General features: G+C 74.5%; 24 protein-coding genes. 10 read left to right on the top strand and 14 right to left on the bottom strand.

All coding sequences use genetic code 11. The features are described 5' to 3' along the window. Window positions 1-182: 182 nt before the first annotated feature. Window positions 183-2,420, top strand: a complete 2,238-nt coding sequence (helR, locus tag ACFTWP_RS01455; RefSeq protein WP_380261405.1) for an RNA polymerase recycling motor ATPase HelR — start codon at window positions 183-185, stop codon at window positions 2,418-2,420. Window positions 2,421-2,526: 106 nt separating this feature from the next. On the opposite strand, the gene ACFTWP_RS01450 is transcribed toward helR, so the two are convergent. The 4 genes from ACFTWP_RS01450 to ACFTWP_RS01435 form a co-directional block, all read right to left on the bottom strand. Beyond that, entirely contained in the window at window positions 2,527-3,132 is a 606-nt protein-coding gene (locus tag ACFTWP_RS01450; protein WP_380261403.1) for a copper resistance CopC family protein, read from the bottom strand. A gap of 8 nt (window positions 3,133-3,140) precedes the next feature. Next, entirely contained in the window at window positions 3,141-3,731 is a 591-nt protein-coding gene (locus ACFTWP_RS01445) for a hypothetical protein (protein ID WP_380261401.1), read from the bottom strand. A gap of 384 nt (window positions 3,732-4,115) precedes the next feature. Further along, window positions 4,116-4,412 carry a DUF4193 domain-containing protein gene (locus tag ACFTWP_RS01440; protein WP_380261399.1) on the bottom strand — a complete coding sequence of 99 codons (297 nt, stop codon included), beginning with the start codon at window positions 4,410-4,412 and terminating at the stop codon, window positions 4,116-4,118. A 557-nt stretch (window positions 4,413-4,969) separates the two neighbouring features. Further along, the gene (locus ACFTWP_RS01435) at window positions 4,970-5,728 is read right to left on the bottom strand and encodes a DeoR/GlpR family DNA-binding transcription regulator (protein ID WP_380261397.1); all 759 of its coding nucleotides are present in this window, start codon (window positions 5,726-5,728) and stop codon (window positions 4,970-4,972) included. A 73-nt stretch (window positions 5,729-5,801) separates the two neighbouring features. Here ACFTWP_RS01435 and ACFTWP_RS01430 point away from each other — a divergent pair, with 73 nt between their 5' ends. Then, window positions 5,802-7,106, top strand: a complete 1,305-nt coding sequence (locus tag ACFTWP_RS01430) for an MFS transporter (protein WP_380261395.1) — start codon at window positions 5,802-5,804, stop codon at window positions 7,104-7,106. On the opposite strand, the gene ACFTWP_RS01425 is transcribed toward ACFTWP_RS01430, so the two are convergent. After that, the gene (locus ACFTWP_RS01425; RefSeq protein WP_380261393.1) at window positions 7,090-7,431 is read right to left on the bottom strand and encodes a hypothetical protein; all 342 of its coding nucleotides are present in this window, start codon (window positions 7,429-7,431) and stop codon (window positions 7,090-7,092) included. The two genes, ACFTWP_RS01430 and ACFTWP_RS01425, sit on opposite strands and share 17 nt — an antisense overlap. 435 nt (window positions 7,432-7,866) lie before the next feature. Here ACFTWP_RS01425 and ACFTWP_RS01420 point away from each other — a divergent pair, with 435 nt between their 5' ends. Together ACFTWP_RS01420 and ACFTWP_RS01415 are read left to right on the top strand one after the other, a co-directional pair. After that, window positions 7,867-8,871, top strand: coding sequence for an aldo/keto reductase family protein (locus ACFTWP_RS01420; RefSeq protein WP_380261391.1), 1,005 nt, complete (start codon window positions 7,867-7,869; stop codon window positions 8,869-8,871). A gap of 170 nt (window positions 8,872-9,041) precedes the next feature. After that, window positions 9,042-9,650 carry a GNAT family N-acetyltransferase gene (locus ACFTWP_RS01415; RefSeq protein WP_380261389.1) on the top strand — a complete coding sequence of 203 codons (609 nt, stop codon included), beginning with the start codon at window positions 9,042-9,044 and terminating at the stop codon, window positions 9,648-9,650. 35 nt (window positions 9,651-9,685) lie between these two features. On the opposite strand, the gene ACFTWP_RS01410 is transcribed toward ACFTWP_RS01415, so the two are convergent. Further along, window positions 9,686-10,381, bottom strand: coding sequence for a type 1 glutamine amidotransferase domain-containing protein (locus ACFTWP_RS01410; protein ID WP_380261387.1), 696 nt, complete (start codon window positions 10,379-10,381; stop codon window positions 9,686-9,688). Window positions 10,382-10,619: 238 nt separating this feature from the next. On the opposite strand from ACFTWP_RS01410, the gene ACFTWP_RS01405 reads away from it, so the two are divergent. The 4 genes from ACFTWP_RS01405 (at window position 10,620) to ACFTWP_RS01390 (ending at window position 14,021) form a co-directional block, all read left to right on the top strand. Next, window positions 10,620-11,531, top strand: coding sequence for a LysR family transcriptional regulator (locus ACFTWP_RS01405; RefSeq protein ID WP_380261385.1), 912 nt, complete (start codon window positions 10,620-10,622; stop codon window positions 11,529-11,531). A gap of 157 nt (window positions 11,532-11,688) precedes the next feature. Beyond that, on the top strand, window positions 11,689-13,149 hold the full coding sequence (locus ACFTWP_RS01400) for a UDP-N-acetylmuramoyl-L-alanyl-D-glutamate--2,6-diaminopimelate ligase (protein WP_380261383.1): 1,461 nt from the start codon (window positions 11,689-11,691) through the stop codon (window positions 13,147-13,149). A gap of 126 nt (window positions 13,150-13,275) precedes the next feature. Continuing rightward, window positions 13,276-13,578 carry a hypothetical protein gene (locus tag ACFTWP_RS01395; RefSeq protein ID WP_380261381.1) on the top strand — a complete coding sequence of 101 codons (303 nt, stop codon included), beginning with the start codon at window positions 13,276-13,278 and terminating at the stop codon, window positions 13,576-13,578. 182 nt (window positions 13,579-13,760) lie between these two features. Next, complete coding sequence (locus tag ACFTWP_RS01390) at window positions 13,761-14,021, top strand: hypothetical protein (protein WP_380261379.1); 261 nt, start codon at window positions 13,761-13,763, stop codon at window positions 14,019-14,021. Here the strand turns inward: ACFTWP_RS01390 and ACFTWP_RS01385 are convergent. After that, on the bottom strand, window positions 14,003-15,541 hold the full coding sequence (locus ACFTWP_RS01385; RefSeq protein ID WP_380261377.1) for a DHA2 family efflux MFS transporter permease subunit: 1,539 nt from the start codon (window positions 15,539-15,541) through the stop codon (window positions 14,003-14,005). The genes ACFTWP_RS01390 and ACFTWP_RS01385 overlap by 19 nt on opposite strands. A 23-nt stretch (window positions 15,542-15,564) precedes the next feature. Here ACFTWP_RS01385 and ACFTWP_RS01380 point away from each other — a divergent pair, with 23 nt between their 5' ends. Beyond that, window positions 15,565-16,056: a MarR family winged helix-turn-helix transcriptional regulator gene (locus ACFTWP_RS01380; RefSeq protein WP_380261602.1), complete on the top strand. Its 492-nt coding sequence runs from the start codon at window positions 15,565-15,567 to the stop codon at window positions 16,054-16,056. Between the two features lie 139 nt (window positions 16,057-16,195). Here ACFTWP_RS01380 and ACFTWP_RS01375 read toward each other — a convergent pair whose 3' ends face one another. Beyond that, window positions 16,196-16,450: a chaplin gene (locus ACFTWP_RS01375; protein ID WP_380261375.1), complete on the bottom strand. Its 255-nt coding sequence runs from the start codon at window positions 16,448-16,450 to the stop codon at window positions 16,196-16,198. Between the two features lie 768 nt (window positions 16,451-17,218). Between ACFTWP_RS01375 and ACFTWP_RS01370 the strand changes: the two genes are divergently transcribed. After that, window positions 17,219-17,695 (top strand): hypothetical protein, encoded by a 477-nt coding sequence (locus tag ACFTWP_RS01370; protein ID WP_380261373.1) that lies wholly within the window; start codon window positions 17,219-17,221, stop codon window positions 17,693-17,695. 95 nt (window positions 17,696-17,790) lie between these two features. Here ACFTWP_RS01370 and proP read toward each other — a convergent pair whose 3' ends face one another. The 6 genes from proP to ACFTWP_RS01340 all read right to left on the bottom strand — a co-directional run bounded on the left by proP (window position 17,791) and on the right by ACFTWP_RS01340 (window position 25,479). After that, the gene (gene proP / locus ACFTWP_RS01365; RefSeq protein ID WP_380261371.1) at window positions 17,791-19,323 is read right to left on the bottom strand and encodes a glycine betaine/L-proline transporter ProP; all 1,533 of its coding nucleotides are present in this window, start codon (window positions 19,321-19,323) and stop codon (window positions 17,791-17,793) included. Window positions 19,324-19,552: 229 nt separating this feature from the next. Continuing rightward, a complete protein-coding gene (locus ACFTWP_RS01360; protein WP_380261369.1) occupies window positions 19,553-20,299 on the bottom strand; it encodes an SOS response-associated peptidase in 747 nt (248 codons plus the stop codon). A gap of 171 nt (window positions 20,300-20,470) precedes the next feature. Next, window positions 20,471-20,806 carry a hypothetical protein gene (locus ACFTWP_RS01355; RefSeq protein WP_380261367.1) on the bottom strand — a complete coding sequence of 112 codons (336 nt, stop codon included), beginning with the start codon at window positions 20,804-20,806 and terminating at the stop codon, window positions 20,471-20,473. Window positions 20,807-20,821: 15 nt separating this feature from the next. Next, a complete protein-coding gene (locus ACFTWP_RS01350; protein ID WP_380261365.1) occupies window positions 20,822-22,546 on the bottom strand; it encodes a high frequency lysogenization protein HflD in 1,725 nt (574 codons plus the stop codon). 65 nt (window positions 22,547-22,611) lie between these two features. After that, the gene (locus ACFTWP_RS01345; protein ID WP_380261363.1) at window positions 22,612-23,931 is read right to left on the bottom strand and encodes a tetratricopeptide repeat protein; all 1,320 of its coding nucleotides are present in this window, start codon (window positions 23,929-23,931) and stop codon (window positions 22,612-22,614) included. Window positions 23,932-24,030: 99 nt separating this feature from the next. Then, window positions 24,031-25,479 (bottom strand): DUF4331 domain-containing protein, encoded by a 1,449-nt coding sequence (locus ACFTWP_RS01340; RefSeq protein ID WP_380261361.1) that lies wholly within the window; start codon window positions 25,477-25,479, stop codon window positions 24,031-24,033. Between the last annotated feature and the right edge of the window lie 229 nt (window positions 25,480-25,708).

Below are 25,708 nucleotides of genomic sequence, written 5' to 3'. Positions count from 1 at the left end.
TCGCTCGCTGAGGCCGGAACTGCGGACATGGGAGATTCACGACGTGCGTGTGTTGTTGTCGGTTCACAGGTCGTGCGGTGGCGTCCGGCCGGCGCCGGAGCCCGCACCGCGGGCGTCCGGAGCCGGGGCGCCGGCGGGCGTACCGGACTTCGCGGGCGTGACCTCGGATCGGAGCCGATGAGATGAACCACCTGACCACCAGCGCCTTCGACCTGCCCGACCGCCTCGCCGCGAAGGCCGACCCGATGCTGATCGCCGGCGACGAACGGCACTTCGCGGCCATCGAGGAGAGCCTGGAGCAGACCGTCGCCGAGCTGTCCGACCGCCTCGACGCCCTGCGCAGGGCGCCCGGCGGCGCCGGCCGCGAGGCGATGGACCGGGACGCCGAGATCCACCGGTCGACCGCCCGGCTGCGCGCGCTGCGCCGCTTCGGGCTGGACCTCTGCCTCGGACACGTCGTCAGCGCGGACGACCCCGAGCCCCGGTACGTCGGACGGCTCGGACTCACCGACAGCGCGGGCCGGCGGCTGCTGCTCGACTGGCGCTCCCCGGCGGCCGAGCCGTTCTTCGCGGCGACCCACGGCGACCCGATGGGCCTGGTGAGCCGCCGCAGGTACCGGTGGACCCGGGGCCGGATCAGCGACTACTGGGACGAGGTGTTCACCGCCGACGGGCTCGAAGGGCACGCCGCGCTCGACGACCAGTCCGCCTTCATCGCCAGCCTGGGCGGCAACCGGACGGCCCGGATGCGCGACGTGCTCGCCACCGTCCAGTCCGACCAGGACGCCGTCATCCGGGCCGGATCCCGGGGCGCGCTCGTCGTCGACGGCGGCCCGGGCACCGGGAAGACCGTCGTCGCCCTGCACCGCTCCGCCTACCTGCTCTACGCCGACCCGCGGCTCGGGCACCGTCGTGGCGGCGTGCTGTTCGTCGGTCCGCACCAGCCCTACCTGGCGTACGTCGCCGACGTCCTCCCCAGTCTCGGGGAGGAGGGCGTGCAGACCTGCACCCTGCGGGACCTCGTCGCCGAGGGGGCCGCGGCGACGGTGGAGACCGACCCGGAGGTGGCGCGGCTGAAGTCGTCCGCCGACCTGGTGAAGGCGGTCGAGAAGGCCGTCGGGATCTACGAGGAGCCGCCCACCGAGGGGATCACGGTCTCGACCGACTGGGCCGACCTCCGGCTGAGCGCCGACGACTGGGCCGAGGCGTTCGAGGCGGTGGAGCCCGGCACCGCGCACAACGAGGCGCGCGAGCAGATCTGGGACGAGCTGGTCACGATCCTGCTGGACAGGCTGGACGACGAAGTCCCGGTCGAGGCGTTCCGCAGGTCGCTGCTGCAGGACGAGGACCTGGTCGCGACCCTCAACCGCGCGTGGCCGCTGATCGAGGCCGCGGACCTCGTCGGAGACCTCTGGTCGGTGCCCGCCTACCTGCGGATGTGCGCTCCCGGGCTCAGCGCCGAGGAGGTTCGCAGGCTCCAGCGCAAGGACGCCCAGGCCTGGACGGAGTCGGACCTGCCGCTGCTGGACGCGGCGCGGCAGCGGCTGGGGGACCCGCAGGCGGCCCGGCGAAAGCGCCGGCAGCAGGCCGCGATCGCCGCCGAACGGGCGCGGATGGCCGATGTCATCGACCACCTGCTGGAGGCCGACGACGACGGCGAGGGCGCGGTGACCATGCTGCGCGGGCAGGACCTGCGCGGCAGCCTGGTCGACGAGTCCGTGCTGCCCGGCGCCGATCCGGACCGGCTCGCCGGACCGTTCGCGCACATCGTCGTGGACGAGGCCCAGGAACTGACCGACGCGCAGTGGCAGATGCTGCTGCTGCGCTGCCCGTCCCGGAGCTTCACCGTCGTCGGGGACCGGGCCCAGGCCCGGCACGGGTTCACCGGGTCCTGGCGGGAGCGCCTGGAGCGGGCCGGGCTCGACCGGATCGAGGTGACCTCCCTCGGCATCAACTACCGGACGCCGGCGGAGGTCATGGCGGAGGCCGAGCCGGTCATCCGGGCCGTGCTGCCGGACGCCAACGTGCCCACCTCCATCCGCAGCAGCGGCCTGCCCGTCACGTACGGGTCGGTCTCGGAGCTGGCGTCGGTGCTCGACGGCTGGCTCGCCGCGAACGCCGACGGGGTCGCCTGCGTCATCGCCGCCGACGGGCTCGCCGCCGACGGGCTCGAAGGCGGCGGGCTCGAAGGCGGCGGGCTCGAAGGCGGCGGGATCGGAGTGGGCGGGATCGACGTCGGGACGCTCCGGGATCCCTCCCGGGTCCGCTCGTTGACCCCGGAGCTGTCGAAGGGGCTGGAGTTCGACCTGGTCGTCCTCGTCGATCCGCAGACCTTCGGCGAGGGTGTCGAGGGAGCGGTCGACCGCTATGTGGCGATGACCCGGGCGACCCGGCAGCTGGTCGTGCTCACCAGCCCCTGACCAGGCCGCCCCCGCCCGCCGCGGGTCTCCTCGGCGGGGACGGGTCTCCAACCCGGTGCGGGCCCGCCGCAGCCGATCGAGGGCTGCGGCGGGCCCGTACCCGCGTTCAGCGCGCGCGTGCCCGGGGGCGGCGCACCATCAGGACGACCACGCCCGCGACCAGGCCGGCGTCCAGCACCAGCAGGGCGCCGTTCCAGGGGCCCTCGGCGTGCGCGTGGTCATGGGCGGCGGAGTCGTCGGCGGCCTGGCCGAGCTCCGAGCTCGCCCCGACCAGCGGAACCGGACCCACCGTGAACCCGGTCCGGCCCGCCACCTCCCGGTCGCCGCCCAGCCCGAGCCGGTAGACCACCAGGTACGTCCCCCGAGCGGTGATCGACACCGGCACCAGGAGGCGCTGCCCCTCGACGGTCGGCCGGCCCCGGCTGACCGAGGCACCGTCCGCCGAACTGACCTGGACGAACACCGACTCGGGCGTCAGCGAGCCGGAGAAGGTCAGTTCCACCTGCTCCGGCGGCTGCGCCACCGCGCCCCCGTCGCCCGGGGTCACCGCGGTGAGGCGGACCGGAACGGACGAGCTGGCCCACGCCAGTGCGGCCAGCAGGACGGCCAGGACGGCCAGCGCGCCGACCATCCGCCGCTGGAAGGACCGGGCGGTCCCGGGCGGCCGGGGTGGAGTCCCGTTCGCCGCCGGTCCCGCGCCGGTCTCCGTCATCGTCACCGTCATGCGGGGGTGAGGACGTCGTGGCTGCGGTGCTCGACGCGGCAGCTGCAGGTCATGGCCTCCTGTTCGGTGGGGCTGGGCCGCAGGTGGAAGTACATGGCGATCACCATCGGGATGAAGACGATCGTGTTGTAGAACAGGTGCAGCTCGACGCGGGGCGCCACCAGCTGCAGGATGCTGGTCGGGACCGGCTTGCCGAACAGGTTGTGCCCGGTCTGCGCCTGGAGCAGGAGCAGCAGGTGCTCGATGTGGTGCCAGAACTGGATGCCCAGTGCGACGGTCCACCAGGTGCGGCTGCGCCCGGTGAAGCCGCGGCGCAGCAGGAACAGGGCGATGATCATGACCAGTGCGTAGCCGTAGTGCAGCCACTCCGAGGTGACCAGCCACGGGTAGGAGAGGCCCAGGACGCCCTTGGCCTTCTTGACGGGCCAGCCGAGCGCCCAGATCTGGTAGGCCTGGGCCAGGTGCTCCGCCCAGTGTCCGATGACGATGACGACGAAGACGTTCAGGGCGGCGCGGTGGTGATCGACGTTCAGTCGGTCCAGCAGGCCGGCCGGGCGTTGCCCAACCGGCTTCGTGAGCGTGGCCATCAGGGCTCCCGACGGGATGGATGCCAAAGAGGGGCAGCGCCGGCCCGTCATGCGGGGGGCGCGCCGTTGAGCCACGCCAGTCTGCCGATCGCGAGCCGGACCCACTTCTTCCATATTGCTCATGTGCAGCTTGGAAGTTGCGTATGAGCAGTGCACCACCCGGGGGCGCGGAGCCGTCGTCCGCGTGCGCCGTCGCGCGCCCTGTGCCGGTTCCGCGGCCCGCGCCCCGGCTCGGGGCCGTCCGTCCCCGGCTCGGGGACGCCGGGGCGGCCCGCGAGGGGCGGGCCGCCTGCCGGTGTCGCACACGCCGGCCGCCCGGACGAGCCCGCCCCCGGTCTCAGGGTGACGGCTCGTCGGTGACGGGCGGCGGGTTCGGCGGCCCGGTCAGTCGCAGTCGAGGCAGATCGGCTGGCCGTTCTTCTCACGCGCGAGCCTGCTCCGGTGCTGGACCAGGAAGCAGCTCGAGCAGGTGAACTCGTCCGCCATCTTGGGCTGCACGCGGACGGTCAGCTCCTCGCCGGACAGGTCGGCGCCCGGGAGCTCCAGCCCTTCGGCGGCCTCGAACTCGTCGACATCGACGCTGGAGGTGGACTTCTCGGTCCGCCTGGCCTTCAGCTCCTCGATGCTGTCCTGCGACTCATCGTCCTCGCCCTTGCGCGGAGCGTCGTAGTCGGTTGCCACATGTCTTCCTTATCTCGTGGTGCTCTGTGGGTGGTCGGTACGGTCGAAACCGCGCCTTCCACGATCCACAGGTGTTCCGGTGAACACCGAACGTTACATCGGCGTACGTGCGGCTGTCGGAGACGCCCCGGTTCCTGTGGGGCCCGTGGGGTGTGCATCACCGCCCGTCCCTCCCGCCGGGCGGGTCGGGACGGTGGTGTCCGCTCGGCCTCGCGCCGGGGGCGCGCAGCCGCGGCGACCCCGCGCCGGGTCCGGAGCGGTTCTCCGGCGACGAGCCGGCACGTCACCGCCGCCCGCCCGGTGCCGCCCGGGCCGGCGGCTGCGCGCGGGCTTCGGCGCCCGCACGCTCCCAAGGGTCGCACCTTCAGTGGGGTGCAACGTCCCACCGCGGCCCGTTCTTCCGGTGGCCGGTCTCCGACCTCGCCCGATCCGGTGCGCGGTGCGGGCGGCCGCGCCCTCCGGGGCGTACCGACCGGGAGTCGAACCGGCGGCCGTCCCGGTGCGGTCGGGCCGTCCGTGCGATCGATGCCGCCCCTACGGTCACGCCGCCGCCACGGTCACGCCGTCCGTACGGTGACGCCGGCGGCCGTCAGGGCCGCGGTCTCCTCCTCCGGGGCGGTCGACTCGGTGACGACGGCGTCCAGGGCGGCGGTGGGTGCGACGAAGGCGAGGGCGGTCCGGCCGAACTTGGCCGCCTCCGCGACGGCGATGACGCGGCGGGAGGAGGTGATCGCCGCGCGCTTGACCGCCGCGTCCGCCAGGTCGTAGGCGGTCAGGCCGTCGGCGGCGTTCAGGCCGCAGCAGCCGATGACGGCGGTGTCGAAGCGCAGGGAGGCCAGTGCGGCCTCGGTCAGCGGGCCGGTCAGGGCCAGCTCGCCCGCCCGCGGCTCGCCGCCGGGTAGCAGCAGCCGCAGTGCGGGCGCGCCGGTCAGCGCGTTCGCGGCGTGCAGCGAGAGCGGCATCACCGTGAGGCGGCGGTGGGTCAGGGCGCGCGCCACCTCCAGGCAGGTGGTGCCGCTGTCGAGGACGACCGACTCCCCGTCGGCGATCAGCCCGGCGACCACGGCGGCGATCCGGCGCTTGGCCTCCAGGCCCTCCTGGGCCCGCAGGCCGAAGGGGGGTTCCTCGCCGCGCAGCAGCAGGTTCCGGGCCCCGCCCCGGAAGCGCTCCAGGACGCCCTGGGCGGCCAGCGCCTCCAGATCGCGCCGGACGGTCATCTCGGAGGCCCCGGTGATCGCGGCGAGCTCGGTCACGCTCAGCTCGCCGGCCTCGCGCACGGCGTCGGTGATCTGCCGCAGTCGGTCAGTACTTGCCATGTGCCCATTGAACATGATCACTGATCGATAGTCCATCTTACGAACATCTGAAATGTTTGTTATGTTCGAAAACATGGAAAGATCACTGCGGGCCGCCCGGCTGGCCACCTTCGCCTACTTCGTGCTGAACGGCTTCGTCCTCGGTATGTGGATCGTGCACATTCCCGCCGTCGAGCAGCGCGCCGGCATCGGCCACGCCCTGCTCGGCTGGCTCCTGCTGCTGCTCGGCGCCGGCGCCTTCGCCGGCATGCAGCTGGCCGGGCCGCTCGCCGACCGCCTCGGGGCCCGCCGGGTGGTGCCCGTGAGCGCGGTGCTGTGCGGCGCCGCGCTCGTCCTGCCGGGGCTGGCCGCCGGACCGTGGGGGCTGGGCGCGGCCCTGCTGCTGTTCGGCTTCGGGAACGGCTGCCTGGACGTGGCCATGAACACCCACGCCGTCCAGGTGGAGCGCGCGTACCGGCGGCCCGTGATGTCGGCCTTCCACGCGGTGTTCTCGGTGGGCGGGGCGATCGCGGCCGTGGTCGGCGCCTGGACCCTCGGCCGGGGCTGGAGCCCGGCCGCGACCCTCGCCGGCGCCGCCCTGCTCGCCGTCCTCGGCGCCCTGCTCGCGGCCCCGGCACTGCTGCCGCCCGCCCCGGGCCGGGCCGCCCCCGCCACCGAGGGTGCGAGCTCCCCGGGCCGCGCCGCCCGGCGCCGGACACCCGCCCGGATCTGGGCCCTGGCCGGGCTCGCCCTGATGCTGATGCTCTGCGAGGGCGTCGCCAACGACTGGAGCGTTCTCGACCTGCGGGACGTCCTGGGCGCCTCCGCCGGCACCGCCGCGCTCGCCTACGGCGCCTTCGCCACCGCGATGACGGTCGGCCGCCTGCTCGGGGACCGCGTGGCGGCGCGGTTCGGTCCGGTCGCCATCGTCCGGTACGGCTCCGCGCTGGCCGCCGCCGGCCTGACGGCGGTCGTGCTCGCCCCCGCCGTCCCGGTGGCCCTGGCCGGCTGGACGGTGTTCGGCATCGGACTCTCCGGCTGCATCCCCCAGCTCTTCAGCGCCGCGGGCCACGCCGACGCCGACAGCGCCGGTGCCAACGTCTCGCGGGTGGCCGGCCTCGGGTACCTCGGCATGCTCGCCGGGCCCGCCGTCATCGGGCCGCTCACCGGGTTCGTGCCGCTGAACGTCGCCTTCGTCCTGCCGGTGGCCTTCTGCGTGGTGGCGGCCTGCTCGGCCCGCATCCTGCGCCCGGTCGACGGCCCCGGGGCGCTGGACGGCCCCGCCCCCGCCGACGGCCCCGGGGCGCCGGGCGAGCCGGTGGGCCCGGGCCCAGAGGCCGGCCGGCGGGACGGCGAGCGCGAGGCCCGCGCCGGCGTGCCCGCTACGGGCCGGCCGTGACGGTGACGGTGGCGGCGGGGGAGGGCTGCTGGACCGGGATGGATCCGTTGATCCAGCCGAGCAGCTTGACGACGGTGAGACCGGCGATGACCGCTATGACGGCGACGCCGATCCAGATCGCGTTGCGCAGGGAGTCGCGGTTCGCGGCCCGGGCCTGCAGGGTCCTGGCGTCCACGTAGGGCTCGGTGGAGGACTCCTGGACCACCACGATGCGCGGCTCGACCGGGCCGCCTTGCCGGGCCTGGGCGATCTGCTTCATCAGGTCGGCGCAGTTGTCGGAGACGCCATGGACCGGGCACGGACTGGCGGGGACGGGCAGCGGCACGATCGGGTGTCCTTCGGGGTCGTCGGAGCGGTGCGGGAAGGCGGCGGTGCGGGAAGGCGGTGCGGGAAGGCGGCGGTGCGGGGGTGGTGCGCGAACAGCGGCGGTGCGGGAGGAGACGGTGGTGCGGGAACGTGCGGACCTCCGCCGGCGCCGGGCCGGTGTCTGGCGGTGCGTCAAAAACACCGTAGATCAAACGGCCGGCGGCGGTGGCGGCCGGGCCGGACCCGCCGGCGGCGACCGGTCCGCCCTCCGACGGTGCCACCTCACCGGTGTGCGGTTCAAGGGTGCGCCGCCGGTGATCGGCCGACCGGTCCGCAGGGTCGGCCCGCCCCCGCGCCGTGCGCCGGGTCCGGATCGTCGGCCCGCCGATGTTTCCGGCAGCCCGGTCCGGCGGGCATGATCGGACCCGACACCCGTACTGAAGGGATGCACCTCATGGAGTTCCGCCATCTCGGCCGCAGCGGTCTGATCATCAGTGAGATCGCCTACGGCAACTGGCTCACCCACGGCTCCCAGGTCGAGGAGGACGCGGCGGCCGCCTGCATCCGCGCCGCCCTCGACGCGGGGATCACCACCTTCGACACCGCCGACGTCTACGCCGAGACCCGGGCCGAGTCCGTCCTCGGCCGGGCCCTGAAGGGCGAGCGCCGCGAGGGCCTGGAGATCCTCACCAAGGTCTACTGGCCGACCGGCCCGGGTCGCAACGACCGGGGCCTCGGCCGCAAGCACGTCATGGAGTCCATCGACGGCTCGCTGCGCCGCCTGCAGACCGACTACGTCGACGTCTACCAGGCGCACCGCTTCGACACCAGCACCCCGCTGGAGGAGACCATGGAGGCCTTCGCCGACGTGGTCAGGGCCGGGAAGGCCCACTACATCGGCGTCTCCGAGTGGACGGCGGAGCAGATCCGGGCCGGTCACGCGCTGGCCCGGGAGCTCCGGGTGCCGTTCGTCTCCAGCCAGCCGCAGTACAGCGCGCTCTGGCGGGTGATCGAGGCCGAGGTGGTGCCGACCTGCGAGGAGCTCGGGATCGGTCAGATCGTCTGGTCCCCGATCGCGCAGGGCGTGCTGACCGGCAAGTACCTCCCCGGCGCCGAACCGCCGGCCGGGTCGCGGGCCACCGACACCAAGGGTGGCGCGAACTTCGTCTCCCGCTGGCTGCGCCCCGAGGTCCTGGACAGCGTCCAGCTGCTGCGCCCGCTCGCCGAGCAGGCCGGACTCACCCTGGCGCAGCTGGCCGTCGCCTGGGTGCTGCAGAACCGCAACGTCTCCGCCGCGATCATCGGCGCCTCCCGGCCCGAGCAGGTGGCCGAGAACGTCAAGGCCGCCGGGGTCACCCTGGACGAGGGCCTGCTGAAGGCGATGGACGAGATCCTCGCCCCGGTCGCCGAGACCGACCCGGCGCGGACCGCCGAGAACGCGCCGAAGAGCCGCCCCTGACCCGGCTCCCGGGCCGGGCGCCGCGGACCGCCGCCGCGCCCGGCCCGGGCCCCCGGGGGGCGTCTCCGGGGCGTCCTCCCGGATCGCGTCGCCGGGCGGCGCCCCCGTACGGCGGTGCCCCGGCCCCTGCTGACACCGCAGGGGCCGGGGCACGAGGCTAGGGTGGACGGGTGACCAGTGGACATCTGCCCGTGCCCGCGCGGATCGCCGTCCCCGCGGACGTCGACGCGCTCGTCGCCACCATGACGACCGCCTTCTTCGACGACCCGCTGTGGGGCCCGGCCTTCCCCGACGCGGACCGGCGGGCGGAGCAGGCCGGGGCGATGTGGCGGCTGTTCCTCGCCTCGGCGCTGCGGTACCCGTGGACGCTCGTGACCGAACACGTGGAGTCCGCGGCGGTCTGGATCCCCCCGGGCGGCCACGAGCTCACCGCCGAGGAGGAGGTCGCCCTGGAGGCGCTGCTGGTCGACGGCGCGGGTCGGCGGGCGGCCGACGTTATCCTGGACATCCTGGGCCGTCTCGAAGAGGTCCGCCCGGACGAGCCGCACTACTACCTCACCCTGCTGGGCACCCACGACGACCACCGGGGCAAGGGGCTCGGGATGGGTCTGCTGGCGGAGAGCCTGGCCCGGATCGACGCGCTGGGCGCGCCCGCCTACCTGGAGTCCTCCAACCCGGCGAACCTCGCCCGGTACGGGCGCGCCGGGTTCGCCGCCCACGGCCGGATCACCGCCCCGGACGGCCATGTCGTGACGACCATGTGGCGCCCCGCGCGCTGACCCGCCCGGCGGCGGCCGGCCGGCCGTCCGGTGCGTCAGGCCAGCTTCTCCAGCAGCGCCGCGGCCAGCGGGGCGGAGGAGGCCGGGTTCTGACCGGTCACCAGGTTGCGGTCGACGACCACGTGCGGAGCCCACGGCTCGCCCTCCTGGAAGTCGGCGCCGAGCTCCACCAGGCGGTCCTGGAGCAGCCACTTCGCCTGGCCCGCGAGGCCGGCCTGGGTCTCCTCGACGTTGGTGAAGCCGGTCAGCCGGTAGCCGGCGAACGGCGAGCCGCCGTCCTCGTCCCGGGCCGCCAGCAGCGCGGCCGGGCCGTGGCAGACCACCCCGAGCGGCCGGCCGGACCGCAGGGCGCGGGTGAGCAGGGCGCCGGAGTCGGCACTGACGGCGAGGTCCTCCATCGGGCCGTGGCCGCCGGGGTAGAAGACGGCGTCGTACTCGTCCAGCGCCACGTCCTCCAGGGCGATCGGGTGCTGGATCCCGGCGATCGCGGCGAGCGTCTGCGCCACCTTGCGCGCGCCCTCCTCGCCGCCGTTGACCTCCGGAGCGAGGCTGCCCCGGTCCACGGTCGGGACCACGCCGCCGGGCGTGGCCACGACCACGTCGTGGCCGGCGGCCCGGAACACCTCGTACGGGGAGGCGACCTCCTCGGCCCAGAAGCCGGTGGGGTGCTTGGTGCCGTCGGCCAGCGTCCAGTGGTCGGCGCCGGTCAACACGAAAAGGATCTTTGCCATGGCGGTTCACTCCGGGGGGTTCGTGGGCCGCGCTCCGCCGTCCCGCAGGCGGCACGTGCGGAGCGCTCGTGTCGTCGAACGTAGCCGCGTGCCGGCGGCGGCCACCAATGGAATCGCCGATACCCGGCATCGGAACTCCGATGCCTCGTCAGGGAACATCGCGCCCCCCGGCGGAGTTGCCCGTCGCCCCCGCGTGCGCTGGTCCGCCGCGGCCGCGGCGACCCGTAGACTCGCGCTCATGAGCGATCGGGACGCCACCGGGCACGGCCCCCTGGACCTGAATCTGCTGCGTACCTTCCTGGCCGTCCACCGCGCGGGCTCGTTCACCGCGGGCGCGCACCGGCTCGGGCTGTCCCAGTCCACCGTCACGGCCCAGATCCGGAGCCTGGAGCGCCGGCTCGGCCGCGAACTGTTCGAGCGCCGGCCTCGCGGGGTGACCCCGCTGCCGCACGCGGACGAGCTCGCCGGTGAACTGTCCTCCCCCCTCGACCGGTTGGCCGCCGTCACCGGCGCCGACGGGAAGCCGCCGCCGGCCGGGCGGGTGCACCTGGCGGGCCCCGCCGAGTTCCTCAGTGCCTGCCTCCTCCCGGCGCTGGCCCCGCTCGTCACCGCGGGTGTCCGGCTGCGGGTGGCCACCGGCCTGACCGAACCCCTCCTGGAGGAGCTGCTGGCCGGTCACCACGACCTCGTGGTGGCGACCCGGCGGCCGCACGGTCGCACGCTGCGGGCCGAACCGTTCGCCGACGAGGAGTTCGTGCTGGTCGCCGCGCCCGGCTGGGCGCGGCACCTGGCCGGCCGTGAGCTGCCCGAGGGCCTGCACGACGTGCCGCTGATCAGCTACGCCGACGACCTGCCCATCGCCCGCCGCTACTGGCGGCACGTCTTCGGCCGGCGACTCGCCCGGCAGGCCGCGGTGACCGTACCGGACCTGCGCGGCGTCCTGTCGATGCTGACCGCCGGCGCCGGCTTCAGCGTCATGCCGGGCTACCTCCTCCGCGCCGAACTCGCCTCCGGCGCCCTGGTGGTGCTGCACGAGCCGGCGGACCCGCCGATCAACACCGCGTACCTGGTGCGGCGACCTGAGGCCGCGGCCAACCCGCACGTGGAGCTGGTCCGTGAGCGCCTGCTGGCCGTGGCGAGGACGTGGTGACCCGCCCCGGCCCGCCCTGACGGCCCCCGCCCGCCGGGCCCGCCCCCAGCGCCCCCGCCCCCCGTACGGCGACCTGGTCCGTGCGGCGACCGACCCCGCACCACGACCGAGCCGTACGGCGACCGACCCCGCACCCGACCGACCCTAGGAGCCCCCAGTGAAGCTGACCGACCTCCTGGCCGGCCACCCCTGTACCGTCCTGCGGGGCGACCCGGCGGTGGAGATCACCGGGGGCGTGACGGACAGTTCCGAGGACGCCGGCCCGGGATCCCTCTTCGTCGCCGTGCCGGGCCGGCACACCGACGGCCACGCCTTCCTGCACCGGGCCGCCGCGGCCGGCGCGACGGCCGCCCTGGTCAGCACCGCCCCGACCGCGCCGCCCGACGGCCTGTGCGTGGTGCTGGTCGCGGACACCAGGGTGGCGGCCTCGCTGGCCGCCGCCCGCTACTTCGGCGAGCCCGGCCGGGCCGTGGACGTCGTCGCCGTGACCGGTACCAACGGCAAGACCTCCGTCGCGGCGATGATCGAGAGCGTCGTCGGCGACCTCACCCCGGCCCCGGTCGGCGTGATCGGCACCGGGGGGCTGCGGCTCGGCGGCCGGCCGGTGCCGCTGGCCACCAGCACCCCGACCACCCCGCAGGCCGTCGACCTGCACCGGATCCTCGCCCACCTGCGCGACCGGCGGGCCCGGACGGTGGTGATGGAGGTGTCCTCGATGGCCCTCGCCCAGCACCGCACCGACCACGTGTTCGCGAAGGTCGGCGTGTTCACCAACCTCACCCCGGACCACCTGGACGACCACGGCACCATGGACGCCTACAAGCGGGCGAAGCTGCGGTTGTTCGACGGTCTCTGCGAGCAGGCGGCGGTGAACGCGGACGACCCCGTCGCCGCGGAGATCCTGGCGCTGATGCCGGAGGCGGTGACGTACGGCATCGACCGGCCGGCGCGGTTCCGGGCGACCGACGTCGTGGTCACCGCCGCCGGCAGCGCGTTCCGGCTGGAGCACGCCGGGCGGTCGCACCGGGCCCGGGTGCCGGTGCCGGGCCTGTTCGGCGTCTACAACGCGCTCGCGGCCGTCGCCGCCTGCCAGGTGCTCGGACACGCCGTGCCGGACGTGCTCTGCGCCCTGGAGCGGCTGCCGCAGATCCCCGGCCGGTTCGAGTCCCTCGCCACCCCGACGGGGGCGACCGTGGTGGTCGACTACGCGCACTCCACCGACTCGCTGGAGAAGGCGCTGACGACCGTCCGCGGGTTCGCCACCAGGCGCGTGATCACGGTGTTCGGCTGCGGCGGCGACCGCGACGCGACCAAGCGGGCCCCGATGGGCGCGATCGCCGGCCGCTACTCCGACCTCGTGGTGCTGACCAGCGACAACCCGCGCAGCGAGGACCCGGAGGCGATCCTGGACGCCATCACCGAGGGCCTCGCCGGCACCGGCGCCGCCCACGAGCGGATCACCGACCGGCGCGCGGCCATCGCCCACGCCCTGGAGCACGCCGGCCCCGGGGACATCGTCCTGGTCGCGGGCAAGGGCTCGGAGACCTACCAGCTGATCGGCGACCAGGTGCTGCCGTTCGAGGACATGCGGGTGGTGCGCGAGCTCACCGCCCGCTGACCTGACGGCAGCCGGGTGACCCCGCGGGCGGGGCTCGGCGCCGTGGGCCGCCTCGGCGGTGGAGCGGTGGTAGGACGGAGGAGGGCGGCCGCTCGGGCCGATCCCGCGGACCGGAGGGGGCCCCGCATGGGCACCGAGAGCCACCCGATCGCCGAAGCCGTCCACGACGTCGACCTGCGGCTGCACCGCACCGTCGTCGACCCCGTCTGCCGGGCCCGCGACCAGCGCTTCCGGCTCGGCGACGAGGACCAGCTGCTGGCGGCCTTCGCCACGACCGTCCGGAGCCTGGAGCAGCTGGCCGAAGGCCTCGCGGACCAGCTGACCAGCGCCGCCTCGCGGGGCGTCCTGGACACCACGGCCCGCCGCCTCGCGGACGTCTCCGCGCTGCTGGACGACGGCCGGCGCCGGGCCGCCCGGGCCACGGCGTAGTGCGGGGCGAGGGCCGCCGAGCCGCCACCCACCAGGCCGGCCCGGCTGCCGTCCGTCCCGCGGTCCAGTCCGCCGGCCCGGCTGCCGTCCGCCCCGCAGGCTCCGGTCGGCGCCCGGCGGCGCCGGTCCGGAAATCGACGAAGAGCACCTGCGCCGCCGCGGGGCAGGGCAGACTGGCGGACGTGTCAGCCAGGAACCCGTCCCGCCGCGCCCAGGTCGTCCTCTCGCCGTTCGCGGAGCAGCAGCTGGCCGGCCTCTCGACCGGCCAGGTCCGGGCGCTGGACCGGGTGCTGGCCGTCCTCTCGGTCCGCCCCGACATCGGCGAGCTGCGCCCGGGCGGCCGGCTCAGGATGTACCGCGACGAGGTCGACCGGGTCCTGGTCGTCTACCACGTGACGGTCCTGCGGACGGTGGTGGTGGTCGGCTACCTGGAGGTCGACTGACCTTCGAGGACGGGGGAGGCGCCGCTCGCCCGGCCCTTCTCGTGGCCGGTCGTGAGGTCGTCGGGGACGGTCTGCGGTGCGGTGTCCCCGGCCTCCGCCGTGCCCGCCCCGGTGGCCGGCCGCCCCGCGGCGCCCGCCGCCCGGCGGGCACCGGCGTCGGGCACGGTGAAGGCGATCAGGGCAGCCGCCGCCGCGATCAGGGCGAGCGCCAGGTAGGTGTGCTGGTAGGCCGCCAGCGGAGGCTGCGCACCGCCGCCGGCGCCGGAGGTGTGCAGGACGAGCAGCGTGGTCACCGTCGCGGGGGCGAGCGCGGCCCCGGTCTGGCGGACCACGGTGTTGAGGGTGGCGGCGTGGGCCACGTCGCTCCTGGCCACGGTGGTGAACGAGGCGATCGTGGTGGGCATGAAGAACGCGCCCATGGACAGGCCGAGCAGGAACATGTAGCCGCGCATCGTCCACAGGCCCGTCTGCGCGTCGGCGGTGGCGAAGAGCAGCAGGGCGGCGGTCACCCCGAGCAGTCCGGTGCCGATGATCACGCGCGGGCCGATCCGGGCGTAGAGCGCGCCGACGGCCTGCATCGTCAGCAGCACGCCGAACGCCTCGGTGAAGGTGACGCTGCCGCTGTCCAGCGCACTGCCGCCGAGGGCGTCCTGGACGAACAGCGGCGTCAGGAACATCGCGCCCAGCACCGGGACGAAGCCGACCAGGCTGATCACGTTGGTGTCGCGGAAGAGCCGGTCGCGGAAGAGCCGCAGGCGCATGATCGGTTCGGGCACCCGGAGTTCGGTCCGGATCGCCAGCGCCAGCAGCACGGCGCCGCCGGCCAGCGAGCCGAGCACGAGCGGCCGGCTCCAGCCCAGCTCGGGGCCGGCGCACAGGCCGTACATCAGGACGCCGGTGGCCGCGGCGCAGAGCAGCAGCCCGCGCAGGTCGAGCCGTCCGGGTGCCTGGTCGCGGTGCGGCGCGAGGAAGAGCAGCCCGAAGAGCACGGCCAGCAGGCCGATCGGCGCGTTCACGTAGAAGACCCAGCGCCAGGAGAGGCCGGTGACCAGCACGCCGCCCAGCAGCGGGGCGACGGCCGGGGCGATCTGCTGAGGGATGATCAGCAGCCGGGAGAGCCTGACCTGTTCGGAGTGGCTGAAGGTGCGGAACAGCAGGGCCTGCGAGGTGGGGGTGAGCAGTCCGGCGGCCAGGCCCTGCAGGGCGCGGGCGGCGACCAGCGAGGGCAGGTCGGGGGCGGCGCCGCAGAGGACGGAGGCGGCGGTGAAGACGCCGAGCGACCAGAGCAGCATCCGGCGACCGCCGAAGCGCTCCAGCAGCCAGGCCGACGAGGGGATCATCATGCCCAGGCAGACCGGGTACACGACGACGACGGAATCGAGCGCGGCCGCGGTGAGGTGGAACTGGCGGGCGATGCTGGGCAGCGCGACGGTGGTGATGGCACCGTCGACGATGCAGATGAAGGTGATGGAGACCGTCATGACAGGGACGACGTAGCGCTGGCTGAGGCGAGTGCTCATAGAAGCTGAGCATACTCACTATGATGGTGCTCATAAAGTGCGGGGACGAGGAGAAGCGCGCGATGACGGACGAGCAGGGCTTCGGCAGCAGTGACATCCTGGTGGACGAACTCTTCGCCACCACCCACCGGTTGCGCGTCTTCGTGGACGGCCGACTGCGCGAGCACGGCGCCTCGGTGGCCCGCCTGCGGGCCCTGCGGGTACTCGCCAGGACGGGGGAGCCGCTGCGGATGCGGGACCTCAGCGACCTGCTCGGCAACGCCCCGCGGACCACCACCGCCATCGTCGACGGGCTGGAGCGCGACGGCCTGGTCGAGCGGGTCCGCCACCCGGCGGACCGCCGGGCCTTCCTGCTGACGCTGACCGAGCTCGGGGCCCGCTGCCATCGTGAGGCGGAGGAGCTGGACCGGGTCGCCCTCGCCACCGCCACCGGGGCGCTCGCGCCCGCGGAGCGCGATCAACTGCGGGCGCTGCTGGGCCGGATCCGCGAGGCGGTGGCCGACGTCGGGGTGTGACCCGGGCCCGACGGTCGTACGAGTGTGCGGGCCGGCTGTCGGCAGGTGCGCGGGGCCCGGCTGTCGGCGGCGGGCGGGCCCGGGACGGCGCGGAGCCGGCGGCCGTGGCGGCCGCCGGCCCCGCTACGTGTGGGGTGGGTCAGCCCGCGTTGATGCAGGTGTTCCCGAACGCCGGGTTGAGCGCGGCGAGCACGTTCACGCTGTTACCGCAGACGTTGATCGGGATGTGGATCGGAATCTGGATCACGTTGCCGGACAGGATGCCCGGCGATCCGAAGGCGACGCCCTCTGCGCTGGCCGAGGCGCTCGCGGCGCCGGCCGATCCGAGTACGAGCGCGGCAGCGGCGCCGGCGAGGACGAGAGCCCTGCGGAGGTCTTTCACGGTCTTCTCCATTCCTGAGGGGATGGTGCCTGGTCATGAAGAAGCCACCACCAGCCGGATGACGGCCCGTGGCGACACCTCCCCATCAGTCTTGGCATCGGTGGGGCCGGGCGTCGCGCGGACGGGGGCAGGTTCACCCGCCCGGCGAGGCATCCGGCCCAGCACCGCCCGCACGGGTCCCAGCGGAGGCGGGACGGCCGTCGCCGTGCCGGGCGGCCGGTCTCTACCCTTGTCGGATACATGACGGTCACGCGAAATTCACGGGCGGGGGTCTACCCGCATAGACGCCCGCGGGTCATCCTGGTGCGGCACCCCTTCCCCGTAGTCGCACCGACGCCCTTCCCCCCGTGTTGCACTCTTCTTCCCCCCGTGTCGGCAGGGCCAGCCCGGCCCCGGACCGCCTGTCACCCCGTCACCGTCCCGGTCGGCGGGGCCCTCTCACCGGCGTACCGGGCACCCTGCCGGCCAGCACGAGCGGACCGGGGCGGATCGTCCGTCCCGGGCCTCCGCCCCCGCGCACCGACGCATGCCGGACGGACGTACTGCCGTACGGACGTACTGCCGTACGGACGTACTGCCGTACCGAAGCACAGTCCCACCGACGTGCCGCCGCCGTACCGAAGTACCGCTGTACGGAACCCATTTCACGATCCCCGCCCGTCGGCCCCGCCGGTCCCGGAGTCCGCCTGCCCGCCCGGCAGGTCGACGTCGGGGGCCGGCGGGGCGGTGAGGGCGCGGGTTGCTCCATTCCGAGGTCCACCGTCCTCACCGGGAGAGCCGATGAAGCCCCGCACCGCAGTCACCGTCGTCGCCCTGGCCATGGCCGGGCTCGCCCTCTCGGCGCCCACGGCCGGCGCCAGTGGTACCAAGGTGTCGCAGTCGACGGCCGCGAGTCAGTTCAGGAGCGCCGGCATCACCTGGAGCTCGAGCGGCAACTGCACCACGCGATCCAACTCCACGTGCACCTCGTTCGAGCAGATCAACTCCGGCACCGTGAGCACGATCATCACCCTGAAGAACTCCAGCGGCTGCGCCATCAACATCACGGGCGGCACCGAGGTGGGACACGCCTCCGGTACCTACAGCCACTACAACGGCTACAAGGTCGACATCTCGCGCAACTCCTGCATCGACGCGTACGTCCAGAACAGCTTCACGTACATCGGGTACCGCGGTGACGGCTACCCGCAGTGGCAGGCCGCCTCCGGCAACCTGTACTGCAACGAGGGCAGCCACTGGGACATCCTGGTCTACTGACGGCCGACTCCGGGGGCGGGCGGCCGGCCCGCCCCCGGAGGGGAACGCCACGGCGGAGGGGAGCCTCACGGCACCGGGCGGGCGTCCTGCCGGGGCTACCGGGCCACGGCCGGTGCGCCGCGTACGCCGGCCGCCCGGCGGCGCGCGGTGGCCACGAGCTCTCGGGCCTCCTTGGGTGAGGCGACCGCCGGGGGCGAACCGGGCAGCGGGCGCCCCGCGCTCTCCGGCATCAGCCGGACCGCGACCGCGCCGACCACCGCGGCGGCCATCATGTAGTACGCGGGCGTCATCCGGTTCCCGGTGGCGTCGATCAGCGAGGTGACCACCAGCGGAGTGGTGCCGCCGAACAGCGAGACCGACACGTTGAAGCCCACCGACATCGCGCCGTAGCGGATGTGGGTCGGGAAGAGCGCGGGCAGTGCGGCCGGCATGGTGCCGGTGAAGCAGGTCAGCAGCAGGCAGAGGGCGCCGACGCCGACCAGCACGCCCCACTGCTCGCCGTCGCGGATCAGCAGCAGTGCGGGCACCGAGAGCAGCAGGAACCCGAGGCAGCCGGCCATCAGCACCGGCCGCCGGCCGATCCGGTCCGAGAGGTGCCCGACCGGGCCGTTGACGGCCATCATCAGCACCATCGCCGCGATGATCACCAGCAGGCCGTGCGTGGCGTCGAAGGCGAGTTCGGCGGTGAGGTAGGTGGGCAGGTACGACAGCAGCATGTAGTCCGTCACGTTGTAGACCAGGACGAGTGCCATGCAGAGCAGCAGGGCGCGCCGGTGGGTGGTCACCAGTTCGCGCAGCCCGCTCTTCGGCCGCTGCCGCTCGGCGGACTCGGCCTCGTCCTGGAGCCTGCGGAAGGCCGGGGTCTCCTCCAGCCGCATCCGCAGGTAGAGGCCGATCAGGCCGAGCGGGCCGGCGATCAGGAAGGGCAGGCGCCAGCCCCAGGAGAGCAGGCTGCCCTCGTCCAGCGCGGCGGTCATCAGCGTCACCAGGCCGGCGCCCGCCACGTAGCCCACCAGGGTGCCGAACTCCAGCCAGCTGCCGAGGAAGCCCCGGCGGCGGTCGGGGGCGTACTCGGCGATGAACGTCGTCGCGCCGCCGTACTCACCGCCGGTGGAGAAGCCCTGCACCATGCGGGCGAACAGCAGCAGGACGGGCGCCCAGACGCCGATGGTGGCGTACGAGGGGATGAGTCCGATCGCGAAGGTGCCCGCCGCCATCATGATCATGGTGGCCGCGAGGACCTTCTGCCGGCCGATCCGGTCGCCCAGCGGCCCGAACACCAGACCGCCCAGCGGTCGGATCAGGAAGGCCGCCGCGAAGGTCCCGAAGGTGGCGAGCAGCTGGGTGGTGCCGTCGGCGGTCGGGAAGAAGACCTTGCCGAGGGTCACCGCGAGGTAGCTGTAGACGCCGAAGTCGAACCACTCCATGGCGTTGCCGAGGGCTGCGGCGGACACCGCCCGGCGCAGCATCCCGGGCTCGACGACGGTGACGTCCCCGACCGCGAGGCCGCCGGCCGGTCCGGGGGGCGGGCCGCCGGCCGGGCCGTGGGCCGGACGGCCTACGGGCGCGGCGGCGCCGGCAGCGGCGCTGCGGGTGGACGGTTCGGCACTCGATGACGCTGGGCTCAAGGGTCCGCTCTTCGTTCGGGAACGTTGACCGCACCCGTCTGACCCGTTCGTCCCCGATCAAACACCGTCCGCCCGTACTGAGAGATGCCTCACCGGCGGCCGTGCCGGGTCTCGGGCCGGCTCGCGGGCCCGGTCCGTCCCCTGTGCGGCCGGTGTCGGGAGGCCGTGTACGGCCGGTGTCTGGAGCCCGTCGCCACCCGGTGTCGCCGGCCGGTGCCGGGCCGTGGTGTCAGGTGACGGGCAGCGGGTCCGGCACCTCCTCCAGCAGCCGGGCGCCGTCGTTGCGGACGGAGTTCACGGCCGTCGACACCGGCCGCACGCGCAGCTCGTCCCCGGCGGGGGTGTGCAGGAGGCGGCGCAGCTCGACCGGGTCGGTGAGCTCCGGGTCGAGCCAGGCCTCGAAGTCGGACACGGCGATGGTCAGCGGCATCCGGTCGTGGACCCGGCCGGCCGCGTCGGTGGCGTCCGTGGTGATGATCGTCGCCGTGGTGAGCCAGGCCGCCGGGTCGTCCTCCGGCACGCCGGGATCGCGCCAGAACTCGTACAGCCCGGCCATCGACAGCAGGGCGCCGGAGGCCGGGGCCAGGTAGTAGGGCTGCTTGTAGGCCTTGCGCCCGTCCGCCGCGGGCACCGGCTTCCACTCGTAGTAGCCGTCGGCCGGGATCAGGCAGCGGCGGGCCGCGAACGCCTTGCGGAAGGCCGGCTTCTCGTGGACGGTCTCCGCCCGGGCGTTGATCATCCGCGCCCCGCCGCCGGGGTCCTTGGACCAGGACGGCACCAGGCCCCACCGCATCTGCCGCAGCTGCCGGGTGAGCTCACCGGTCTCCCGGTCCACCCGCTGCACGGCCGCCGTGATCGGGTCCGTCGGCGCCACGTTCCAGCGCGGGGCCAGGGCCTCGGTGGGCGGCGGGACCGTCAGGCCGAAGAGCTCGACGAGGTCCTGGACGGAGGAGGTGGTGACGAAGCGACCGCACATGCCCCCACCGTGCCACCTCCGGGGCCCGCCGGGTGGCCGACCCACCAGAAAACCCCGCTGCCGGGGGCGGGCCGCGCCGTCCGCCGTCCGCCGCCTTGGCCCGTCCGGCCGTGTGCGGTGCGGTGTGGCAGCGGGGGGCTCGGCACGACCGTCGAGGCTCGATGCGGGCCGTCACGGGGTGCGGGGTGGCGCGGCCAGGTGGGCGCGGTCGCCGCCGAGGGTGGTGTAGAGGTCCGTCCAGCGGCGGTCGGTAGCGGTGGCCGGCTTGCCGTCGCAGAAGCCCTTGGTCCCGTTCGCGGTGTAGTAGCGCATCATCTCCAGCACCGCGCCGGTGTCGGCGCCGGTACCGGCGGTGTAGCGACTGCCGGGGGACTTCGCCTGGTGCACCAGGCAGTCCGGGGCGGCGGTGCCGGCCTGGGTGTCGAGCGCACCCTCGTCGGAGGCGGCACAGCCGCCGAGGGCGGCCGCCGCGATCAGGACGGCGAGCAGGGCGGGGCGTGGGCGCACGGCGGGGCTCCGGATTCAGAGGAGGGGAGGCAGACTGCGGGCCATCAGCCCGAGCCCGACGACGAGGACGAGCAGCGCGGTGAGGCGCGCGGTGTGCGGGGCGAGGCGCCGGAGCAGGGCGAAGGCCGGCCGCTCGGCGAGCCGGCCGAGTCCGTCCCCGATCCGTACGAGCAGGAGGCCGACGGCGGTGAGGGTGGCGGCCATGCCGAGTCCGTAGGCCACCACCAGGCCCGCGCCGAACACCGTCCGGCCGAGTGCCACGGCACCGAGGAGCACCACCAGGGCCGAGGGGCTCGGGACGAGTCCGCCGGCGATCCCCAGGCCGACCAGGCCCCGGGTGGTGAAGGGCGCCGCCTCGATCTGCACCGGCCCGTGGGAGTGGTGATGCCCGAACAGGCCGTGGCGGTGGGTTCCGTGCGGATGACCGTGGTCGTGACTGTGGTCGTGGTCGTGGTCGTGGTCGTGACCGTGACCGTGCGGGTGGTCGTCGCCGTGTCCGTGCCCGTGCCCGTGCCCGTGTGCGGCGCGGTGGGTGGTCGCGCCCGCCGGTGGAGCGTCCGCGCCGGTCCCGGCGGCTCCGACCAGGGCGGGTTGCCGGTCCGCAGCGGTCGGTGCACCCGGCGCCTCGGCGGGCACCGGGTGTGCCGGCGTTGCTCGCCGCCGGCGCCGGGCGTCGAGCAGCAGCCCCGCGCCGACGGCGGCGACCAGGGCCCCGCCGGCGAGGCCCAGCCAGGCGAGCACGGTGTCCCCCGCGAGGGCGGAGAAGGCGGTCAGGGCGAGTCCGACGACCAGGACTCCGGCGGTGTGGGTGAGGGTGACGGTGGCGCCGACCGTCACGGCGTCACGGGTGCGCCCGCGCCGGCCGGCCAGGTACGCGGCCATCACGGTCTTGCCGTGGCCCGGCAGCAGCGCGTGGCCGGCTCCGAGGACGACCGCCAGTAGCACGGCCAGCAGTCCGACCGGCAGGGTCAGCCGGTCCGCCCCCACCAGCGCGGTCAGCCGCCGCGAGAGTGACTCGATCCCGGCGGCAGGGCCGCTGTCGGCCGCCGTACCCGGCCGGGCGACGCCGCTGCCCGTCCCGGCGGAGCCCGCCGCACCCGCGACGGCGGTGAACTCGGCTTTGGTGTCGCCGCGGGGGGCGTCCAGCAGGTCGCGGGGGTAGTCGCGGAGCTCGTCGGAGGGGGAGTTCTCGGGCACCCGGGAGTCCCGCAGGTGCGCGTCCTCACCCCTGGCGGTGATCTCGTTCCAGCCGACCCGGGCCGGGTCGGCCCCGGTGTCGATGCGCAGCGCCGCCGGGCCGGCCGTCAGGTCCAGCGGTGCCCGGAGCCGGCACTCCAGGCGGCTCGTCCGCAGCGAGGCCTGTCCGGGCCGGTACTCGAAGCCGGCGCCGGTGACCGTCCAGGCGAGCCCCCGCGCACCGCCGGTCTGCCGGGCGGTGACCACGAGGCGGCCGGCGGTGTCGGCGCAGCGGGTGGTGGCCCAGGCCGCGCGCTCGCCCTCGCTCTGGACTCCGTCACCGTCGGTGTCGACGCCGGGCGCGGCCTGCAGGGTGGGGATCTCGGCGGTGTCCGTGACGGCCAGCACCTCGACCCGGTCGGGGTGCACGGTCAGCCCGGTGTAGTGGTTGACCGAGAAGTTGCCGAGCGGGTGGGCCTGGGCGGCGGGCGCGCCGGCGCCGAGCAGCCAGAGCGCGCAGCCGGCTACGGCGGCCCCGGCCCGCACGAGGTGACGGGTCGCCACCGGGGGAGTCACCGTCAAGGGAGTGGTCAAGCGCGTGGTCGAGGGAGTCGGCAAGGGGGTCGTCGTCACGGGGTGCCTCCGAGGTCGGCGAGGGCGCGGCGGGCCTGCGGCGCCAGCAGCGGGGAGAACCAGGCGTCGGTGCGCAGCGCCTCACCGAGGTGTTCGCGGGCGGCGTCCGCGTGCCCGAGGGCGCGTTCGATCTCGCCCCGGTGATAGGAGAAGAGGGCGTTGTGCCAGCCGAGTCGCTGGGCCTGCTCGGCGAGCGGAAGGGCTTCGCGGTCGTGCCCCTGCCGGTGCAGGGCCCAGGCCAGGGCGTCGGCGACCAGCACGGACCTGCGGCGCTCCCACTCGGCGCGCAGCAGGGCGACGGCCTGGGCGGGGTCACCGTGGTCGGCCTGGTACTGGCCGAGGGTGAGGTCGTCCAGCACCCCGTTGGCGGCGGCCAGTTGCTGTTCGGCGGCGAGCAGCCGGTACTGCTCCTCGGCGGCCGGGCGCCGGCCGAGCGACTCGTGGAGCTCGCCGAGTTCCAGCAGGTACTGGGGCAGCGGCACCCGGGCGATGGCGGTGGTGTAGTCGCGTACGGCGGCGTCGGTGTCGCCGAGCGCCGCCTCGGCGCGGGCCTGGCCGGCGAGGGCCGGGGTGTAGGAGGGGTCGTCGGCCAGCGCCTGCCGGTATCCGGCCAGCGCCAGCTCGGGGTGGCCGGAGGTGCGGTCGAGTTCGGCGATCTGGTGCCGGCAGAAGGCGCGGTCGGCCGGGTCGAAGGAGCCGTCGAGGGCCTGCTGGAGTGCTTGGCGGGCCTCGTCCACGCGGCCGTGCTGTTCGAGCTCGTAGGCGGCGCGGGTGAAGGAGGCGGTGCCGGGGTGGCGGTCCAGCAGGCCCTGGACGGCCTCGGTGGCGCCGGTGTCGTCGCCGAGCTGGGTGCGCGCGTCGGCGAGGACGGCGTAGGCCTGCCAGTGCAGCGGTGCCATGGCGATCGCCCGGTCCGCGAAATCCCTTGCCACGGCGAAGAGATGGCGTGCGTTGGCGAGTGCGCCGAGGCCGGTCAGCGCGTCGGGATTGTCCTGTGGCCGCAGGCTCAGGGAGCGGCTGAGCGCCTCGTCGGCCTTGGGGTAGTAGGAGGAGTCCGCGGTCAGCCGGGCCTGCTCGACGTACTCGGCGCCCAGTCTGGCCCACCCGGCGGCGTCCCCCGGATCGGCGTGCAACCGGCGTTGGTCGGCCGAGATGCTCCGGCCGAGGGCGCTGTCGCCGGGGGCGTTCTCGGCGGTGTGCCGATCGGCGCCCCGGGGCGGTGCGGCGGCGGGTGGCCCTTCGCGTCCCAGCGCTCCCAGCCCGGCCAGCGAGCCGCAGAGCGCCACGGTGGTCAGCAGCAGGGGGAGTCGGCGCATCGGGGGATCCTTCGGTCGGGCAGGCGGGGGCGGTGCCGTGCGGGGCGTGGGCCCGGTCGTCCCGGACCGGGTCCACGCCGCCGCGCACGGCCGGTTCGGCTAGTTCGCCCGGTTGACGGCCTTGGCATAGGGCAGGGCCACGTACGGGAACGCGGCGGCGAACGGCTGGTCGGCCTGGTTGACGCCGTCACCGGCGGCGAGCGCGCCGATCAGGTTTCCGGGAGTGGCGCCCTCCATCACCTGGAGTGCGATGTCCACGACGTCGTCGCCGAGCCGCCGCCCGTTCGGGAACCCCTGGAAGTCGCCGGCGAGGATGCCCAGCCGGTTCGGGTTGGCGGTGACGGGGGTGGACATGTTGAGTCGCAGCTCCTCGGCCGGGACGAACCGCTTCGGGTTGACGTCCTGGTTCATCAGCTGCGAGTTGAGGTCGACCGCGAACGGGCCGCCGGTCGCCTTGGCGATGCCGGTGAGGAAGATCTCCTGAAGGTCGGTGCGCGGCGTCGCCGGGGCGGGCAGCCCGTAGATCGCCTGCACCAGCTTCGGGACCTCGGGGTCCAGCACCTTGGCGACCACGGCGGGCTGGTTGTGGTCCTCGGACGGCGGCAGCGCGTTGAACGCGTCCTTCAGTCCGGCCGGCACCACGACCTCGTTGACGAGCGGATTGCCGAGCCGCGACACCTGCACGTACTTGCCGGTCGGCTCCTCCTTGCCCGGGCTGAGCTTCATGGTCCGCTTCTCGGTGCTGCTCCACACGCCGATGACGGGGTTGCGGGTGGCGTCGCCCTTGTAGGCGAGTTCGCTCTTGGGGACCTGGATGGAGAGGGTGTTGACGTTGTATCCGGCGAGGGTGTTCTGGCCGACCTCGGAGAGGTTGCCGCCGTAGAGGAGGTCGAAGACCCGCAGGTCGAGGAAGAACGGGTCGGCCGCCTGGGTGGCCACGGTCTGCCCGCCGTTGGGTAGTTGGACGGTGGCCTGGCTGCGCAGCTGACCGTAGTTCGGCATGGAGGCCTTGCCGGTGTTCGAGGGCGCGGCGGTGCCGTGCTCGACCAGCGTCCTGGGCTCGCAGCCGGAGCGGATCTCCTGGAGCGTGTAGTACTGGCGGAAGAGGAGGGTGGGGTCGGTGAGGTTGTTCACCACCCCGTTGTTGTAGAGGAAGGTGTTGGTGCCGCGCTGGTCCTCGGTGTGGAAGGTCCAGCGGTAGGTGAGGTCGGGCTTGCCGGTGCCCTGGGAGTCGATGTTGATGTCGTAGTGGGCGCCGTCGGCCCAGGGGTAGAAGTTCGGACCGCCGTTGGGCTCCTGGAAGGGCAGCCAGTTGGCGACCAGGGTGACGGTGTCCTGCTTGTCGGGGCTGGTGAAGGCGTACAGGTCGGTGTTGTCGACCTGCGGGTCAGCGGCGGTCAGCGGTGCCTCGCGGTGGCTGGAGGCCGCGCCGACCCCGGCTCCGGGCCCGGCCAGGGCGCTGGTGGCCAGGGCCAGGCCCATGGCGCCGAGGGCGGCCGCTGCGCGGAGGGTGGACGTGGATCGGGCGCGCCCGAACACAGGGTTCATCGTTCTCGCTTCCGCTGGGGGCGACGGGGGTCGCCCGGTTCGCGTGCGGCATGCCCGCCGGCCCCGGGAGGGCCGGAGCGGGACGAAGACCGCACTCCACCGCGCCTTCGCGACCGGGCCGGGCCCGGATGGGCCGGGTCACCCGCCCGGAGCAGCCACGCCACCCGATCGGCCCTGCGGCGCCCCGGCCGTACGGCGGGCCCGGCCGGCGCCCGCGGGACGCTTCCGA

The sequence above is a fragment of the Kitasatospora sp. NPDC057015 genome, from assembly GCF_042673745.1.
GTDB lineage: Bacteria > Actinomycetota > Actinomycetes > Streptomycetales > Streptomycetaceae > Kitasatospora.
This window is presented reverse-complemented; position numbering and strand designations above follow the sequence as displayed.